A 17,966-nucleotide genomic window follows, 5' to 3' on the forward strand; every position below is an offset into this window, starting at 1 on the left:
CCTGGCCCGGTCCGGCCGCTGGGTCGGAGGAATGTCCGTACGGGTGTTGAGCTTCGGCCCGGCGCATGAGAAGATATGAGCCTTGAACGTTAAAATCGTCATGACGAAGGAGTCACCTTGATGTCGCGTTTACGCTCCCGATTGTTCTCGGGCATCGCCATCACAGCGTTGCTGGCCACCTCAGGAGTGGTCACAGCGATCTCACCCCCAGCGCCGGCCGCCGCCGCAACCGAGTCCGTCACCCTGGTGGGTGACTTCCAGACCGAACTCGGTTGCACGGAGGACTGGCAGGCCACATGCAACGCCACGGCCCTCACTGATGCCGACGGCGACGGCCTCTGGACGGGCGATTTCACCGTCCCCGCAGGCAATTACGAATTCAAGATCGCGATCAACAACGCGTGGGATGAGGCCTACGGCCTCGATGGGGGCAACTACCCCCTGCGCCTCGCCGCGGACACGGCGGTCACGGTGAGCTTCGAGGACGGCTCCAACAAGGTCTCCCTCGGCATCGCCGACCTGCCGGCCGGCTACCAGGAGTCCGACGCGGCGCTCGTCGCTGCGCCCTTCCGTGACCCGGGCGCCGGCAACAACTTCTACTTCGTCATGACGGACCGCTTCGAGAACGGCGACACCACCAACGACGCCTGCATCGCCACCGGTCCCGCCGCCGACGGCGTGCTCCCCGTCGACTGCAGTGGCACCGACCGCCTGGTGACCGGCTTCGACCCCACCGACAAGGCGTTCTTCAACGGCGGCGACATCCAGGGTCTCCGCGACAGGCTGGATTACATCGACGACCTCGGGATGAGCGCCATCTGGCTCACGCCGTCGTTCGTGAACCGTCCGGTGCAGGGCGTCGGCGCTGACGCGTCGGCCGGCTACCACGGGTACTGGATCACCGACTTCACCCAGATCGACCCGCACTTCGGCACCAACGCCGAACTGGACGCCTTCATCGACGAAGCGCACACCCGGGGCATCAAGGTCTACTTCGACATCATCGCCAACCACACCGCCGACGTGATCCACTACGCCGGCCACGAGGGCACCAACCCGCCCTACGTCACCAAGGCGGCCAGCCCGTACAAGGACATCAACGGGGCGGAGTTCGACCCCGCCGCCTACGCACCGGGCACCGCGGCCATGCCGCTGATGCACCCCGACGAGCGCTCGTTCCCCTACGACCCGGAGATCCCGGCGGGCATGGAGGACGCGAAGTTCCCGGCGTGGCTCAACGACCCGACGCTCTACCACAACCGCGGTTTCGACCCCGCCTGGCCGGCCGGCGAACCCGCCCGCTACATGGACTTCGGCGACCTCGACGACCTCATGACCGAGAACCAGATCGTCGTCGACGGCATGACGGCCATCTACAAGGCCTGGACCGACCTCGGCATCGACGGCTTCCGCATCGACACCGCCAAGCACGTCGACTTCGTCTTCTGGCAGGAGTTCACCAAGTCCATCAAGGACCACGCCAAGGACGACTTCTTCATGTTCGGCGAGGTCTATGACGCCGACGCGCGCCTGCTCTCGCCGTACGTCCGCAACTCCGACATGAACTCGGTGCTGGATTTCGCCTACCAATCCAGCGCCCTGGGCTACGCGAAGGGCTTCACGGCACAGGGCCTGTCCGGCCTCTTCGCGGCCGACGACTACTACACGACGGCGACCTCGTCGTCGTCGAGCCTGCCCACTTTCCTCGGCAACCACGACATGGGCCGCGTCGGCTTCCTCCTGGGCGACTCCGCGGACCGCCAGCAGCGCTCCGAGCTGGCCCACGAACTGATGTTCCTGACGCGCGGCCAGCCGGTGGTCTATTACGGCGACGAGCAGGGCTTCGTCGGCGACGGAGACGATAAGCACGCCCGCGAGTCGATGTTCGCCTCGCAGGTGCCCAGCTACCTCGACAACTCCCTGATCGACGGTTCGCCCGCCGGCAGTGGGGCCCACTTCGGTACCGACGGTGTGCTCTACGACGACATCGCTGGTCTGGCCGGCCTGCGCCGTGCGCACCCGGCGCTCTCCACCGGTGCGCAGACGGAGCTCTACGCCGAATCCGGCGCCGGCGTCTACGCCGCCGCCCGCGTCGACCGCACCGAGAAGGTCGAGTACCTCGTGGCCGTCAACAACGCCACGACGCCCCAGACCGTCGACTTCGCCACCCTGACGCCCGGCGCCACCTACGCTCCGCTCTACGGCGCCACCACGGGCGTGACCAACGTCGACGGCTCGGTCACCCTGACCGTTCCCGCGCTGAGCGCCGTCGTCTACAAGGCCGGTGCCCCGGTCGCGCCTGCTGGCGACGCCCAGCAGATCGCCGTCACCTCCGGCGCCCCCATCGACGGCCTGGTGCCGCTCATGGCGGACATCGCCGACGACCGCTGGGCGGAGACCTCCTTCGCCTACCGCGTGGCCGGCTCCAGCAGCTACACCCCGCTGGGCACCGCTGAGACCGACCAGCCGCGCGTCTTCGGCGACTTCGGTGCGCATCTTCCCGGCACCGTCCTCGAGGTGCGGGCGGTGAGCACCGACGCCAGCGGCGTGCGGGTCGCCGCCTCGACCACCGTCGTCGTCGGGACCGACCTGGGTGCGACCGCCCCCGACGCCGGTGAGATCGACTGGTCCACCGCCGTGACCGTCCCCGGCAACCACAACGCAGCGATGGGCTGCTCCGGAGACTGGAAGCCGGACTGCGCGGAGGCGCTTCTCGCGCTGGATCCGGTGAGCGGGCTCTACACGGGCACGTTCTCGCTGCCCGCCGGCAGCTACGAGTACAAGGTGGCGGTGGGCGGCTCCTGGGACGTCAACTACGGCGTGGGTGGCGTGCCCGGCGGGGGCAACTCGCTGTACACGCTGACCGAAGCCACCGAGGTCACGTTCTTCTACGACCCGGTGACGCACCTGTTCTTCAACACCGCCCAGAGCCCCGTCATCACCCTCCCCGGCAGCTTCAACGCCGCAGCGGGGTGCCCGGGTGACTGGCAGCCTGAGTGCCTCGCCACGCTCATGTTCCCGACGGGCGACGGCAACTACACCTGGTCCACCACCTCCCTTCCGGCCGCCACCTACGAGGTGAAGGTCGCCCACGGTCAGTCGTGGGCCGAGAACTACGGTGTCGGCGGCGTGCCCGGTGGAGGGAACTACTCGTTCACCACGGCGGCGAACAAGCTCGTGTCGTTCGCCTACAACATCGACAGCCACCTGCTCGAGATCACCGTCCAGGATCCGCCGCTGGCCGGCACCGATCAACTGCTCGGCCACTGGATCGACCAGCAGACCGTCGCCTGGCCGGCGACCGTCGCCGCTGGTGACCCGGCCACCCGCACCTGGGAACTCTGGGCCGACGCGGACGGCGGGCTTGCGCTCGTCGACGGTGTCGTCACCAGCAGCACCGGGGCGCCCGCGGCCAAGCTCGGCGACCTCACCTACGACGCCACCGGTCTCACCGCGGCCCAGCTCGAGGTCCGCGGCCACCTGCGCGGCTTCCTGGCGCTGAAGCTCGACGCCGACCGCGCGGCGGTCGAGGAAGCCCTGAAGGGCGACCTCGCCGTCATCCAGCGCAACGCCGACGGGCTGCCCGAGGCGTTCACCGGGCTGCAGATCCCGGGCGTGCTCGACGACCTGTATGCGTCGGATGCGCGCGCCGGCGAGCTCGGCGTGACCTTCGCCGCGGGGGTGCCGTCGCTCAGCCTCTGGGCGCCGACCGCCACCGACGTCGACCTGCTCCTCTTCGCCGACTCCACCGGCTCGGGCGAGCCCACCCGCGTGCCGATGGTCGAGCAGGCCGACGGCACCTGGACGCTCACCGGCGAGGCCGGCTGGAAGAACCGTGCGTACCAGTTCGACGTGGGCGTCTTCGTCCCGTCGCTGGACCGCATCGAGCGCAACGTGGTCACGGATCCGTACTCCATCGGCCTCACCCTCAACTCCACCCACTCGGTGCTCGTCGACCTCGACGACCCGGCCTGGGCGCCGGAGATCTGGACGGGCAACGAGGCGCCGGTGATCGACCAGTTCGTCGACCGCACGATCTACGAACTGCACATCCGCGACTTCTCCATCACGGACGAAACCGTCCCTGAGGAGCTGCGCGGCACCTACGAGGCGTTCGCGTTGGAGGACAGCGACGGCGTGGCCGCCCTCACCGAACTGGCCGAGGCCGGCATGAACACCGTCCACCTCCTGCCCAGCTTCGATATCGCCACCATCGAGGAGGACCGCACCCAGCAGGTGGAGCCGGTCGTCCCCGACGCCGGCCCGGCCTCCGAGGAGCAGCAGGCGGCCGTGACCGCCGTGGCAGACCAGGACGCGTTCAACTGGGGCTACGACCCGTTCCACTACTCGACGCCGGAGGGCTCCTACGCCTCCGACGCGAACCAGATCGGCGGGAAGCGGACCTCCGCCTTCCGCGAGATGGTGGGTGGCCTGCACGGCATGGGCCTCCAGGTCGTGCTGGACGAGGTCTACAACCACACCGCGCAGTCTGGGCAGGCCGACAAGTCGGTGCTCGACCAGGTGGTGCCGGGGTACTACCACCGGCTCAGCCTGACGGGCAGCGTCGAAAAGTCCACCTGCTGCGAAAACGTGGCAACCGAACACGCCATGGCCGAGCAGTTGATGGTCGACTCCGTGGTCACGTGGGCCCGCGACTACCACGTCGACGGTTTCCGCTTCGACCTCATGGGCCACCACTCCCGCGCCAACATGGAGGCCGTCCGCGCGGCGCTCGATGAGCTCACCGTCGAGGCAGACGGTGTCGACGGCAGCAGCATGTACCTCTACGGCGAGGGCTGGGACTTCGGCGAGGTGGCGGGTAACGCCCGCTTCCACCAGGCCACGCAGGGGCAGTTGGACGGCACCGGCATCGGGGCGTTCAACGACCGGCTGCGCGACGCCGTCCACGGCGGTGGGCCCTTCGACGAGAACAAGTCCGAATTCCAGGGCTTCGGCACGGGCCTCTTGACCGACCCCAACGGGGTGAGCACCCGGAGCGCCGACGAGCAGCGGGCGGACCTGCGGCACCGCCAGGACCTCATCCGCCTCGGGATGGCCGGCAACCTGGCCGACTTCTCGTTCGAGACGTCGGCGGGCACCGTCCAGAAGGGCAGCGAGCTGGACTACAACGGCCAGCCGGCCGGCTACGCCACGCAGCCGTCCGAGTCGGTCAACTACGTCGATGCGCACGACAACGAAACGCTGTTCGACCTGGGTGTCTGGAAGCTGCCCACCGATTCGACGATGGACACGCGGGTGCGGATGAACACGCTCTCGTTGGCCACCGTCGCGCTCGGCCAGTCCCCGTCGTTCTGGCATGCGGGCACAGACCTGTTGCGCTCGAAGTCCATGGACCGCGACTCCTACAACTCCGGCGACCACTTCAATGCGCTCGACTGGTCCATGCAGTCGAACAACTTCGGCGTGGGCCTGCCTCCGGAGGAGAAGAACGGTGCGAAGTGGGACGCGATGCGGCCGCTCCTGGAGGACCCGGCGAACACGCCGTCCCCAGGCGACATCGCCACCTCGCGCGCCCGTGCGCTCGAGCTGCTGAAGTTGCGCTCCACCTACCCGCTTCTCACGCTGGGCACGGCTGAGGACATCGCGCAGAAGGTCACGTTCCCCAACGCGGGCGCCGACCAGACGCCGGGCCTCATCCTGATGCGCATCGACGACACCGTCGGCACGGACGTGGACGGTGCGGTCGACGGGCTCCTCGTGGCGTTCAACGCCACCCCGGAGGCACTCTCGGAACAGGTCGACGGCATGGCCGGCGTGGACATGGCGCTCTCGCCCGTCCTCACCGACGGACCTGACGCCGACGCCACGCTGGGCACCACCTCCTGGACCTCGTCCACCGGCACGCTGACGATCCCGGCCCGGTCCGTCGTCGTCCTCGTGCAGGACCAGGAGCAGGCACCCACCACCCCGCCGACGAAGCCCACCCCGCCGGTGTCGGCGCCGCCCACCACGAAGCCCCCGACGACGCCTCCCGGCCCGCCGGCCTTCGTGCGCAGCGCTCCGTACACCCTGCCGGGGCTGCACAAGGGCCTCAACGGGCGCGACTGGAACACCACCTGCGAGAAGTACTCGCAGACAGAACGGTGCCGCACGGAGATCTGGGCCACCGTCGTGGTGATCCAGGACGGGAAGTTCGTGCGGAAGACCGGATGGGCGTTCAACAACCTGACCTACCTGCCGTACATGACCCGGCAGCAGTGGCAGGGCAACCCGCTGGCGGTCACCAACGGGTGGACGGCGACGGACGGCCGCAGGTGGCGCACCGAGTGCGACACCGCCCAGACGGGCGGGAACGGCTGCCGGTCCTACGCCGAGGTGACCGTCTACACGGCGGTCGAGGCCGAGAAGGGCGGCGGTTGGGTCTTCAGCCAGAACAACGAATGGGTGTTCAACAACATCGTGATGTTCCGCTGATCCCCGGATAAGCGCTGACGCCGGTCGAGCACTGCTCGGCCGGCGTCACTGCATTGTGGGGTTCAGCGCGACATGCTGCGCAGCATGCGGTGCATCGCGACCCCGCCCCAGCTGGGGCCGGCCATGAACTGCTCGTCCAGGTCTGAGAAGCCCCGCCGTGCGTAGAAGCGCCTGGCGCGCTCGTTGCCGTTGATGAGCCACAGGTACATGGGGCGGCCGTCGTCCACGTTGCTGAACAGGGCGTCGGCCAGCCCCGTGCCGTGGAAATCAGCGGAGACGTACAACCTGTCGAGCTGGCGGGTGGCGGGGGAGGGCAGGAGGTCGTTCTCCACCTCCCAGCTGGCCGGCGCATCCGTGATCGACGCGATGCCGACGATCTGACCGTCCACCCTGGCGACGAGGGCGCGAGCGGAACCGGGGTTGGCGAAACGCGCCTCCAGGCCGGGCACCCACTCGTCGCGGTAGGCGCGCTGGCGCTCGGCGAAATCGGTCGGCACGGTCCCGGCGTAGGTCGCCTCCTGCTGCGCGACGAGGAAATCGAACCAGCCCTCAGCGTCGTCGGGTGTGGGCGTGGTCAACACGGGTACGGGCACGTGCTCATGTTATCGCTAACACGGGCGCAAACCTGGCAAGCTGTGAACATGAGCCTGCTGGAGGTCATCGCACTGCACGCCGCCGACGCCGAGCGCGCCGAAGCCGGCGGCGCAGACCGCGTGGAACTGGTCGGCACCATGGACGACGACGGACTCTCCCCAGAGCCCCGCATGGTCGACAAGGTGCGCCGCGCCACCACCATCCATCTCCGCCCGATGGTGCGCCTGAGGCCGGGCTTCGGCACAGACGGGGGCGAGGTCACCCGGCTCAAGGGGCTCATCTCCGCCTACCGCGACGCCGGCGCCGACGGGGTGGTGCTCGGCTTCCTGAACGGCGCGAACCGGGTGGACCGCGAGGTGGTCTCGGAGCTCGTCGGCGACGGCTCACTGCCCTGGACCTTCCACCGCGCCATCGACCACTGCCTCGATGCGGCCAAGGCCTGGCAGGACGTGCGCACGCTGCCGGGGCTCACGCACGTGCTGACGGCCGGTTCCGTGCGCGGCGTCGAGCAGGGACTGGACGACCTCATCCGCCGCGCGAAGGCGGACGAGGAGGTGGCCCGCCTCATCATGGCCGGCGGCGGCCTCAAGCCGGAACACGTGCCGTGGCTGGTCCGGGCGGGCGTGCGCGCCTTCCACATCGGGTCACCGGCGCGCCCGGGCGGCTCCTTCAAGGCCTACATCGACACCGAACTGGTGGAGAGCTGGCGCGACCTCATCGACACCGAGGTGGCGCATGTCCGCAGGCCCCACTGAGCGCCGCGTCAAGCGCCGCCGTGGCGCCCGGGTGATCGTGCTGTCGTCTCCGGAAGGGGCGCAGCCGCAGGTGCTCCTCCAGGGCGACACGGATCCGGGCATTCCGGGTTCCCGTTTCTGGCAGACCCCGGGCGGCGGCATCGACGACGGTGAGTCGCCCCCCCAGGCGGCCGCGCGCGAGTTGTACGAGGAGACCGGGCTCACCGTCGACCCAGAGGAATTGGGACGGCCAGTCGCCACCCGCACCGTCACCCATGGCTATTCAGACCGCGTCCTCATCCAGCACGAGACCTACTACCGGCTGCACGTGCCACGGTTCGATCCGGTGCACGCGGCCCTGAGCGAGGCCGAGGCGAAGCGGCGCGTCGAAACGCGGTGGTTCCCGCTCGACGCGCTGCCCGCCGACGTCTGGCCCGCGGAACTGCCTCTGCTTGCGGCCCACGACGGCGAGGCGCTCGACCTCGGCGAGATCGAGGAATCCACGGTGCCGGCCCGAAGCTGAAGGGCTCAACGCCCCCTGAGCGAATACAGCATGAAGCCGATGCTGCACCCCAGCGCGATGAAGCCCCACAGCGTGGTGAACAGGGGCGACGGCTGCCCGGCGAGGTACCACTGCACCAGCAGCCCGGATGCACCGACGCTGGTGGCGACGTAGCCCAGCGCCTTCGTGAGCGGCTTGGTGCGCAGCCCGATGACTCCGGCGGCCAGCAGCATGAACGCGGAGGTGTTGCTGACGAGGAACCCGACGAAGCAGAGCACGGAGGCGACCCTGGCCAGCGCCCGGTGGCTGTCAGTGACCGGCACGGGGGTACCAACCGTCTGCGGGAGCACCACCGACGGCGGGGGAGCCCACGGACCGGTGGGTACAGAGGGGACTGTGGGCGGCGGGTAGGCGGACGCCGGCCCAGGCGGGTCGAGCGGCTGCCCGGTGGGAGGCGGGGGTGCCGTGTCGAGCGGGGACTGAGTCGTCGGGAAGGGCGTGAGCGGGTTGCGCGGGCCTGCCGGGGCGCCGCCCGGATCTGCCGTCAGGAGCGACGTGTACACCGTGAAGGCATCCCTCGGGTCGCGCATGCTCGAGGGGCGGTCGCCGATGAGGTTGAGCGGCTGCTGCGGGGGGAGCGGGTCGAAGCCGGTGGGGTGGCCGATGGGGCCGGGGGTTTCCGCCCGGTACGGCTCGCCGGACGACAGGGGGCCCACCACAGGGGTCGCGAACCCGTCCGGTCTCTCCACGGGCGCGTAGGCCGCGCCGTCCTTCCATGTCGCCATGGATTCATCGTAATGGCCCTGCGGCAACGGGGTCGGAACGTCAGGTTGGGCAAACGTACGGACAAACCTCTCCCCTGTACCTCGGTGCGCACATTTCCTGTTCACTTCACGGGGTAAATGAGCAGGATATGCTCAGGTCACGTTGCGCACAATAGGGTGGCGGGATGCAAAGCCGGACATTTCGGCAATCAGATTCGTGAAGATTCGGAAAAAACCATGGAAGTTATCATCGTCGAGAACGCTGACCAGGTGGGTCAGGTCGCCGCAGACAAGGTGATCGAGAACCTGGAGGGCATCGCAACTCCGGTCCTGGGCCTCGCCACGGGCAGTTCCCCGCTGTCGCTGTACGCGGAGTTGTCGCGCCGTTCCACCGAGGGCATCATCGATTTCTCACACGGCCTCGGCTTCGCTCTCGACGAGTACGTGGGCATCGACCCGGCGCACCCCGAGAGCTACCGCAACGTGATCCACCGCACCGTCGTCGAGCCGCTCGGGATGGATCCTGACCGCGTGCGCGTGCCCAACGGCTTCGCCGACGACCTGGAGGCCGCCGCTGACGAGTACGACGAGGCCATCGAGACCGCCGGTGGGGTCGACGTGCAGATCCTGGGCATCGGCTCCAACGGCCACATCGGGTTCAACGAGCCGTTCTCGTCCTTCTCCTCGCGCACCCACGTCGAGATCCTCACCGCGCAGACCCGCGAGGACAACGCGCGCTTCTTCAACTCCATCGACGAGGTCCCCACGCACTGCATGACGCAGGGTCTCGGCACCATCATGGACTCCCGCGTGGCCGTCCTGGTGGCCACCGGTGAGCACAAGGCCGACGCCATCGCAGCCATGGTCGAGGGGCCCGTCGCCAACGTGATGCCGGCCTCCATCCTGCAGTTCCACCCCAACTGCATCGTGATCGTCGACGAGGCCGCCGCCTCGAAACTCGAATACGCTGCGCAGTTCAAGGCCCAGCACGCGCTGAAGCAGCAACTCACGGGCAAGGCCTGACCCGCCCGGCCCACGTCGCTTGGGCAGCCAGCTGCCCAAGCGACTAGACTGTGCCGTCACTGGATTTTCTCTGAGAAGTGGGGGCGACGTGCCAACCGGTAAAGTGCGATTCTTCGACGCTGAGAAGGGCTTTGGGTTCATCACCAAAGACGGCGGTGGCGATGTCTACGTGCGCTCCAACGCGCTCCCTGACGGGGTCACCTCCCTCAAGCCCGGGCAGCGCGTCGAGTTCGGCGTGATCGAGGGCCGCCGGGGCGAGCAGGCGCTCAGCCTCCACGTCCTGGAGACCCCGCCGTCGCTGTCCAAGGCCCAGCGCAAGAACCCCGAACAGTTGACGATCATCGTCGAGGACCTGATCAAGATGCTCGACACCATCGGCAACGACTACCGCCATCAACGCCACCCAGACAGCAAGCATGCCTCCAAGGTCGCTTCGCTGCTGCGCCGCGTCGCCGACGAACTGGAGCTGTAAATGGCAAAACCCTTCAAACTGGATGCCGTCACCGCCGAGGCCGTCGACCTCGCCCGCGAAGCTGCCGTCGAAGAGGGCGGTGACGAGGCCGTCGGCGCCCACCTGGGTGTGGTCGCTGAAGAGGGCGACCGCATCGTCACCCACTCCTTCGAGTGCCTCCTGACGGGCTACGCCGACTGGCGTTGGGCCGTGACGCTGGTGCGCGCCTCGCGTTCCAAGGTGGTCACCGTCAACGAGGTCGTGCTGCTGCCGCAGCCCGCCGCGCTCCTCGCGCCTGACTGGGTGCCGTGGGAGGAACGGATCGGTGCCGGCGACATCGCGCCGGGCATGCTCATGGCCACGCCGGACAACGACCCACGTCTGGAGCCCGGCTTCGCCGCCACAGACCTGCCGGCTGACGCGGACCCGTCGGAATGGGTTCAGCTGCGCACCACCGTCGCCGAACTGGGCCTCGGTCGCCAGCGGGTGCTGAGCCGCGTCGGTCGCGACGAGGCCGTCGAGCGCTGGTGCCGCGGTGAGGCGGGCCCGCACAACGAGATGTCGCGCGAGGCCCCCGCCAACTGCGCCACGTGCGCCTACTTCGTGCCCCTCCGTGGCTCGCTGGGCGTCATCTTCGGCGCCTGCACCAACGAATATTCGCCGTCCGACGGACACGTCGTGTCGCTGGACCACGGCTGTGGCGGGCACTCCGACGTCGTGGCCGAGCAGCGCCCCAAGGAACTGCCGGCTCCCGCGTTCGACACGGTGAATGTCGAGGAGAGCCTCTTCGACTGAGACTGGAAAGCCCGCGGGTCCGACGCTGGTCGGGCCCGCGGGCTTTGTGTTGCCTGCCGGTGGGGCTCAGGCCGGGCAGCTGGCCTTGACGACGAAGTTGACCGGGTCCTGGCCGGTGACGGCCGGGTCCATCAGGTCGTAGAACGGGCCGCTGCCCACGACGGTGAACCAGTCGCCGTCCCAGGTGATGGTGGCGCTGCCCAGGTCCCGTGCGGTGTCCATGTCGACGAGCTTGCCGTCATCGAACACGACGCTGGCGCTCACCACCGTCTGCTTGTCGCCGGTGGTGGTGACGGCGACCTTCGCGCCACCCTCGTTGCTCCCGCTCATGGACCAGTTGTCGTTGACCTGGGTGCAGCCCACCTTGGTGATGGCCTCTTCGGTGTCGCCGAGGCGCACGGCGGCACCGCCCTGGGGGGCTGCGGTGGTGATCTCCGTGGGAAGGGCCTGGCCGGCAGGGACGTCGGCGTTGGCTTCTCCGGTGCCCTGCCCGACGGGGGAGGGGGCGCCACCGGCGCCTCCGGTGCACCCGGAGAGCAGCAGCGCCAGCACGGCGGGTCCTGCGAGGAGGGATGCCTTCACACGATTCATAGAACGCCCTTTCTGACTTCGGCCAGCTTAGCCTCGATCTTTCGTGACGGGCCGTTGAGGGGTTTGTCGGCGCCTGTGGCGTCGATGCGGAGCTGATTCTTGCAGGTGGGTGTGACAAAGGACCGCGTGTCGCTCGCGGGTGGGCGGGTTTCCAGGCCGAAGGGGCTTTCCGGGGTCAGGATTGGACGGTCGAGGGCCCCGGGGGTCAGGTCGCGGGCGCCGGCAGGTTCTGGAGCCTTGTGATTCCGTCGAGGATCGGCCCGGCCCAGGGTGACTGTTGGGCCAGGTGGAGGACGGTTCGTCTGGCGCGGCGGGCCAGGGCCGCGGGGATGCTGTAGAGGCGGTAGCGCAGTCGTTTGGGTTCCCAGCGGCGTGCTTCATGGCCGGCCAGAGCGAGCATCCCGGTCCAGGCCTGCAACTCTGAGGCCAGCGCCACGATCTGGCACCAGATCCGGTTGGCGTTGAAGTCGTGGAGGGGGAGGTTGGTCAGGCCGGTGTCTTTCGCGATCCGGATCCGGTCCTCGCAGCGGGCCCGGCGACGGTGCCGCAGTTCAAGGTGTTGGAGGGTGCCGCCTCTGGTGTTGGTCGCGAACGCGGTCAGCCGGTAGCCGTCGACGTCGTCGAAGCGCAGCTGAGCGCCGGGGTGGGGCCGTTCTCTGCGGACAATCACCCGCATCCCGTCGGGCCAGCCCGACAGGTTGAGCAGGCCGGTGAGCTCGGCCAGATCCGCCCCCTCACGCGCGTCTCCATCGGCGTTGAGGGCCGGGACCCAGACCCACTCCGGGACCGTTCGATACAACTCGGTGGTGTCCATCGGGAGCGTGAACCCCACCGAATAGGACACGCGGCGGCCGGTGAGCCATCGGGTGAAGTCTTTGGTGCCGCCGGCTCCGTCAGCGCGGATCAGGATCGTCTTCCCGGGTCGCGGGTTCTTGTCGGGCAGTTGGGTGAGGGCGGCTGTGGTGACGGTGATGTGGTCGGCGGCGGTGTTGGAGCCGGCGTTCCCGGGCCGCAGATACGCCACCAGCGCTTCACCGGTGCCGGCGGGGCCGTGATCGGCGAACGCCATCAACGGGTGGAACCCGAACCCGCGTTTGAACGTCGGCGCGGCCTGCTGCTTCTCCGAATGCGCGGTGATCAGGGTGGCGTCCAGGTCGATGATCAACGGATCCTCAACACTGCGGGCGTGGTCGGGGGCGTGTTCCCCGGCCAAGGCCCAGGCCCTGGCGCGGGCCTGCTGCCTGGCCGCGCTGATCGCGGCCACCGCCTTGTCGGCATCGGTTGCGAGGGTGGCGATCAGGCGGGAGACGGTCGGGTCGGAGGCCACTGGTCCGTAGAGGCCGGGCTCGCCGCGGAGGGTGGCGATGTCGCTCAGCGCTTCACCGCCGAGCACCAGCGACACCGCGAGATCGCAGATGATCTTGCCCGGGTCGTGGATGGCCAACGGTTTCCGCCAGAGGGCCAGCGCCCCGGACAGGGCGTGGTCCAGCCCGGCGGCGCGGATGGTCTCGGTGAGCAGAATCCCACCGGCCTGACCCACCGCAGCCACCTTGGCGGTGTCGACATGAACCCTGGGATACAAGCCGGTATTCTTCACCTCGAAGGTGCTCCTCATCTTGGTTGCTGTCGTCTCTAGACAAGACACATCATCCCAAGTCAGGGGCACTTTCGCTATCTCAACCCGCCGCCAGCCGCCACACCCCATGAAAGCGCGAGGTTAGGCCAGGATGGGAAATGGACCCAGGCCTGGCGCGGGTCGCGCATCGTGGACGCGCACCTGGTGAACGTTCGCGGTGCGGAGGCAATAGGATGGTCGTCCGTGGTTACGAACTCCCCCAAGGCAGCAAAGCTGCACCCAGAGACCGCGCGCGGCACCGCGTCCGGCCTCGATCGTTTCTTCGAGATCACCAAGCGCCGCTCGTCCGTCGGGCGAGAGATCCGCGGTGGCCTCGTCACGTTCTTCGCAATGGCCTACATCATCGCGCTGAACCCCCTCATCATCGGTACCGCGGCAGACAAGAACGGCAACCTGATCTCAGGTGCGCCCATGTACAGCGACGCCGCCCGCACCATCGTCGATGAGGCCGCCGTCGGCGCGTCGATCGGCATGGTGGCGGCCGCCACCGCGCTGATCGCGGGACTGCTGACCCTGGCGATGGGCCTGATCGGGCGCTTCCCGATGGGTCTCGCCGCCGGCCTCGGCCTCAACGCCCTGGTGGCCTACGTGCTGGCCCCGCAGATGACCTGGCCCCAGGCCATGGGCCTCGTGGTGTGGGAGGGCATCCTCATCTTCGTCCTGGTGCTGACCGGGTTCCGGACGGCCGTGTTCAGGGCCATCCCGAAGACGCTGCGCACCGCCATCTCGGTGGGTATCGGTCTGTTCATCGCCTTCGTCGGCCTCGTCAACGCCGGCGTGGTCCGCCGCGGAGCGGGCACTCCCGTCGAGCTCGGTGTCGGCGGCACCCTGCAGGGCTGGCCGATCGGCGTGTTCTTCTTCGGAATGCTGATCCTGATCGCCCTGTACGTGCTGAAGGTCAAGGGCGCCATGCTCATCTCGATCGTCAGCGCCACCGTGCTGGGCATCATCATCGAGGCCGTCACGAAGGTCGGCGCCCAGTCGCCCGACGGCAGCAACGCCTACGGTTGGGCGCTCAACGTCCCGGCGCTGCAGAACTTCACGCTGCCCGATCTGGGACTCATCGGCCGTATCGACATGTTCGGCGCGTTCTTCCCGGACGGCGAGTTCTCGCCGGCCAACTTCGTCGCACTCCTGGTGCTGGTGTTCTCGCTGCTCCTGGCCGACTTCTTCGACACCATGGGCACCGTCGTGGCCGTGGGTTCTGAGGGTGGCCTGCTCGACAAGGACGGCATGCCGCCGCGCACCACCGAGATCCTGCTCGTCGACTCCGTCGGCGCCATGGCCGGTGGCCTTGGCTCGGTGTCCTCGAACACCTGTTACGTCGAGTCCACCGCAGGCGTGGGCGAAGGTGCCCGCACGGGCCTCGCGTCGGTCGTCACCGGCCTCGCGTTCATCGCGGCGATCTTCCTCGCCCCGCTGATCAACCTGGTGCCGTCCGAGGCCGCCGCCCCCGTGCTGGTGTTCGTCGGCTTCCTGATGATCTCGCAGGTCGTGGACGTCGACTGGACGCGCCCCGAGGTGGGTATCCCCGCCTTCCTGACGATCATCCTCATGCCGTTCGCCTACTCCATCACGGTGGGCATCGGCGCCGGCATGGTGGCGCACGTGTTCATCAAGCTGGTCAAGGGTGAGGCCAGGAAGATCCACCCCCTGATGTACGTGGTGGCGGCGCTGTTCGTCATCTACTTCATCCAGGGCGCGCTGATCGGCTGGCTCATCGGCTGATCTGCTGGACCACAACGGGCCGGGCGGTATTCCGCCCGGCCCGTCGTCGTCCCGGCCGATGAGGCACTCTGGAGGAGAGCGACGAGGAGGGACGATGGCGGAGAACTTCAGCCTGGTCAGTACCGGGACGGCGGGGCTGGACCGGATCGTGGACTCGCTGCGCCTCGGCGACAACGTGGTGTGGCAGGTCGATTCCCTCGACGACTACCGCCGCGTCGTGGCGCCCTTCGTGCGGCAGGCCCTCGCCGACGGACGCCGCCTCACTTATGTGCGCTACGGCGCCCACGCGCCCGTGGTGGACGATCCCGCCGTCGAGGTGGTCGAGATCGAGCCCGGAGGCGGTTTCGAGGCGTTCGCCACGGCCGTGCACACCATGGCCGCTGAGCGGGGCAGGCTCGCGTTCTACGTCTTCGACTGCCTCACCGATCTCCTGAGCGGGTGGCACTCGGACCTCGCCGTGGCCAACTTCTTCCAGGTCACCTGCCCCTTCCTCTACGAGTTGGACACCGTGGCCTACTTCCCGTTGGTGCGCGGCGAGCACACGTACGCCACGGTCGCCGCCATCCGCTCCGCCACCCAGCTCCTGTTGGACCTCTATGGCGTCGACGAGGAGCTGTACGTGCACCCCCTCAAGGTCTTCGGGCGGCATTCACCCACGATGTTCTTCCCCCACGCGCTACAGGGCGACGAGGCGCGGCCCATCACGTCGTCGGAGGCCTCCGCCCGGCTCTTCGCCCGGATGAGCGACACCTTCGACCCACCGGACCACTGGCAGTCGCTGGTGCAGATGGGCCGCAACGCGTTGCGCTCCGGGGACGAGGGCGAGGTGGCCGGCGCGAAGAGCCTGCTGCTCCGGATGCTCGTCGGCGGCGAGGGCCGGATGGTCGAGTTGGCCGAGGACTACCTCACCCTCGACGACCTGGTGGCCACCGCCTCCCGGGAGATCGGCACCGGCGCCATCGGCGGCAAGGCGCTGGGCATGCTCGTGGCCAGGGCGATCCTGGCGCGGCAACCCCAGTTCCGGGCGAAGATGGAGGCCCACGACTCCTTCTTCCTGGGCGCGGACCTCTGGTACACCTATGTGGTCGCCAACGGGTGGTGGCGGCTGTGGATGCAGCAGAAGACCCCCGAGGGCTACTTCAGCGCCGGTGCGGAACTCCACCAGAAGCTCGCCACCGGCCGCTTCCCGCCGTCGGTGCGGGACCACTTCATGCGGATGCTGGAGTACTTCGGGCAGTCGCCGATCATCGTGCGCAGTTCCTCGCTGCTGGAGGACAACTTCGGAAACGCCTTCGCCGGCAAGTACGAGTCGGTCTTCTGCGCGGGCCAGGGCTCGCCGGAAGACCGGTACCGGCGCTTCGAGGATGCGGTGCGCGCGGTGTATGCCAGCGTCATGAGCGCCGAAGCGCTCGAGTACCGCCGCGACCGTGGCCTCTCGCACCTCGACGAGCAGATGGCCGTCCTGGTGCAGCGTGTCTCCGGAGACCACCACGGCGACCTCTTCTTCCCCCACGCCGGCGGGGTGGGCAACTCGTCGAACCTCTACGTCTGGGAACCGGGGATCGACCTTGAGGCCGGGATGTTGCGCGTCGTGTTCGGCCTGGGCACCCGGGCCGTGGACCGCACCCACGAGGACTACGCCCGGATCGTCACCCTCGACGTGCCCAGCCGCCGGCCCATCGTCGAGGAAGGGATGGAGCGACGCTATTCCCAGCGCTACGTCGACGTGGTCTCCCTGAGTGCCAACGAACTGGTGACCGAGCCACTGCTCGACATGCTCAGTGGCGCGGCCGGAGACCCCGACGGGCGGGTCGGGGCCGACTGGTCGCTGTTCCTCACCCCGGACCGGGGGGCTCTGCGGCGCCTGCAGGAACTGGGCCGCTCCGCAACGCAACCACAGATGATCTGTGACCTGCAGGGGCTCCTCACCACCACGGACTTCGGCACCTTGATGCGGGGGGCGCTCGCCTCCCTGGCAGAGGCCTACGACTACCCGGTGGACATCGAGTTCACCCTCAACTTCCGCCCGGACGGCGACTACCGCTTCAACCTCGTGCAGTGCCGTCCGCTCCAGACCCGCGGCCTGGGCAAGGCGGTGCTGATGCCGGAAGTGGCCGACACCGCGGCCTGCCTGTTCAGGTCGAACGGCACGTTCATGGGCGGCAACGTGCGGCTCCCGATCGGAGCCGTCGTCTACGTGCGCCCCAAGCGCTACCTCAGCCTGGGACATCAGGACCGCTACGCGGTGGCCCGGCTGGTCGGCCAGGCGACTCGGGCGCTGAAGGGGAAGGGCGTGATGGCCATCGGCCCCGGCCGTTGGGGGACCACCACGCCGTCGCTGGGGGTGCCGGTCTCGTTCTCGGAGATCGCCGCGGCAGACGCGCTCATCGAGTACACCTACCCGGACGCGGATTTCCATCCCGACCTCAGCTACGGCAGCCACTTCTTCCAGGACATCGTCGAGGGGGAGACGTTCTACGCCGCCATCTTCGACGGGCGGCCCGGCTACGTGTTCAACCACGAGAAGCTGACGACGCAACCCAACGAGATCCACTCGATCGTGCCCAACGCGGACCCGGCCATCGCCGAGGTGGTGCACGTGGTGTCCACGGAGTCGCTCGTGCTGTACTCCGACGTCGTGAACCAGCGGGTCTTCTGCTGCTGACCCGCAGCGGCGTCGTTAAGATCGGTTACCTGGAGCCGGAGCCGTCCG

12 protein-coding genes are annotated in these 17,966 nt (G+C 68.6%); 8 read left to right on the top strand and 4 right to left on the bottom strand.

The window, feature by feature from the left end; genetic code table 11:
- The first annotated feature begins 120 nt into the window (after positions 1 to 120).
- Positions 121 to 6,435, top strand: a complete 6,315-nt coding sequence (pulA, locus tag ACX1DX_RS13690; protein WP_459397034.1) for a pullulanase-type alpha-1,6-glucosidase — start codon at positions 121 to 123, stop codon at positions 6,433 to 6,435.
- 62 nt (positions 6,436 to 6,497) lie between these two features.
- On the opposite strand, the gene ACX1DX_RS13695 is transcribed toward pulA, so the two are convergent.
- Complete coding sequence (locus tag ACX1DX_RS13695) at positions 6,498 to 7,028, bottom strand: GNAT family N-acetyltransferase (RefSeq protein ID WP_076063772.1); 531 nt, start codon at positions 7,026 to 7,028, stop codon at positions 6,498 to 6,500.
- A gap of 48 nt (positions 7,029 to 7,076) precedes the next feature.
- On the opposite strand from ACX1DX_RS13695, the gene ACX1DX_RS13700 reads away from it, so the two are divergent.
- Positions 7,077 to 7,784 (top strand): copper homeostasis protein CutC, encoded by a 708-nt coding sequence (locus ACX1DX_RS13700; RefSeq protein ID WP_076063770.1) that lies wholly within the window; start codon positions 7,077 to 7,079, stop codon positions 7,782 to 7,784.
- Positions 7,765 to 8,286, top strand: coding sequence for an NUDIX hydrolase (locus tag ACX1DX_RS13705; protein WP_459397035.1), 522 nt, complete (start codon positions 7,765 to 7,767; stop codon positions 8,284 to 8,286). The genes ACX1DX_RS13700 and ACX1DX_RS13705 overlap by 20 nt, the downstream gene beginning before the upstream one ends.
- A 5-nt stretch (positions 8,287 to 8,291) precedes the next feature.
- On the opposite strand, the gene ACX1DX_RS13710 is transcribed toward ACX1DX_RS13705, so the two are convergent.
- Complete coding sequence (locus ACX1DX_RS13710) at positions 8,292 to 9,050, bottom strand: hypothetical protein (protein WP_459397036.1); 759 nt, start codon at positions 9,048 to 9,050, stop codon at positions 8,292 to 8,294.
- A 216-nt stretch (positions 9,051 to 9,266) separates the two neighbouring features.
- Here ACX1DX_RS13710 and nagB point away from each other — a divergent pair, with 216 nt between their 5' ends.
- From nagB to ACX1DX_RS13725, 3 genes are all read left to right on the top strand, one after another.
- Entirely contained in the window at positions 9,267 to 10,052 is a 786-nt protein-coding gene (gene nagB / locus ACX1DX_RS13715) for a glucosamine-6-phosphate deaminase (RefSeq protein WP_076063843.1), read from the top strand.
- An 88-nt stretch (positions 10,053 to 10,140) separates the two neighbouring features.
- Complete coding sequence (locus tag ACX1DX_RS13720) at positions 10,141 to 10,524, top strand: cold-shock protein (protein ID WP_076063845.1); 384 nt, start codon at positions 10,141 to 10,143, stop codon at positions 10,522 to 10,524.
- On the top strand, positions 10,525 to 11,298 hold the full coding sequence (locus ACX1DX_RS13725) for a DUF3027 domain-containing protein (RefSeq protein WP_459397037.1): 774 nt from the start codon (positions 10,525 to 10,527) through the stop codon (positions 11,296 to 11,298).
- A gap of 66 nt (positions 11,299 to 11,364) precedes the next feature.
- Here ACX1DX_RS13725 and ACX1DX_RS13730 read toward each other — a convergent pair whose 3' ends face one another.
- On the bottom strand, positions 11,365 to 11,880 hold the full coding sequence (locus ACX1DX_RS13730) for a lipoprotein LpqH (RefSeq protein ID WP_182762380.1): 516 nt from the start codon (positions 11,878 to 11,880) through the stop codon (positions 11,365 to 11,367).
- Positions 11,881 to 12,094: 214 nt separating this feature from the next.
- Positions 12,095 to 13,504 (bottom strand): IS1380 family transposase, encoded by a 1,410-nt coding sequence (locus tag ACX1DX_RS13735; protein ID WP_459397038.1) that lies wholly within the window; start codon positions 13,502 to 13,504, stop codon positions 12,095 to 12,097.
- A 204-nt stretch (positions 13,505 to 13,708) separates the two neighbouring features.
- Between ACX1DX_RS13735 and ACX1DX_RS13740 the strand changes: the two genes are divergently transcribed.
- Both ACX1DX_RS13740 and ACX1DX_RS13745 read left to right on the top strand, forming a co-directional pair.
- A complete protein-coding gene (locus tag ACX1DX_RS13740) occupies positions 13,709 to 15,253 on the top strand; it encodes an NCS2 family permease (protein ID WP_459397039.1) in 1,545 nt (514 codons plus the stop codon).
- A gap of 94 nt (positions 15,254 to 15,347) precedes the next feature.
- Positions 15,348 to 17,918 carry a PEP/pyruvate-binding domain-containing protein gene (locus ACX1DX_RS13745; RefSeq protein ID WP_459397040.1) on the top strand — a complete coding sequence of 857 codons (2,571 nt, stop codon included), beginning with the start codon at positions 15,348 to 15,350 and terminating at the stop codon, positions 17,916 to 17,918.
- Positions 17,919 to 17,966 lie beyond the last annotated feature (48 nt).

This window comes from Tessaracoccus zhenghani (assembly GCF_054552775.1).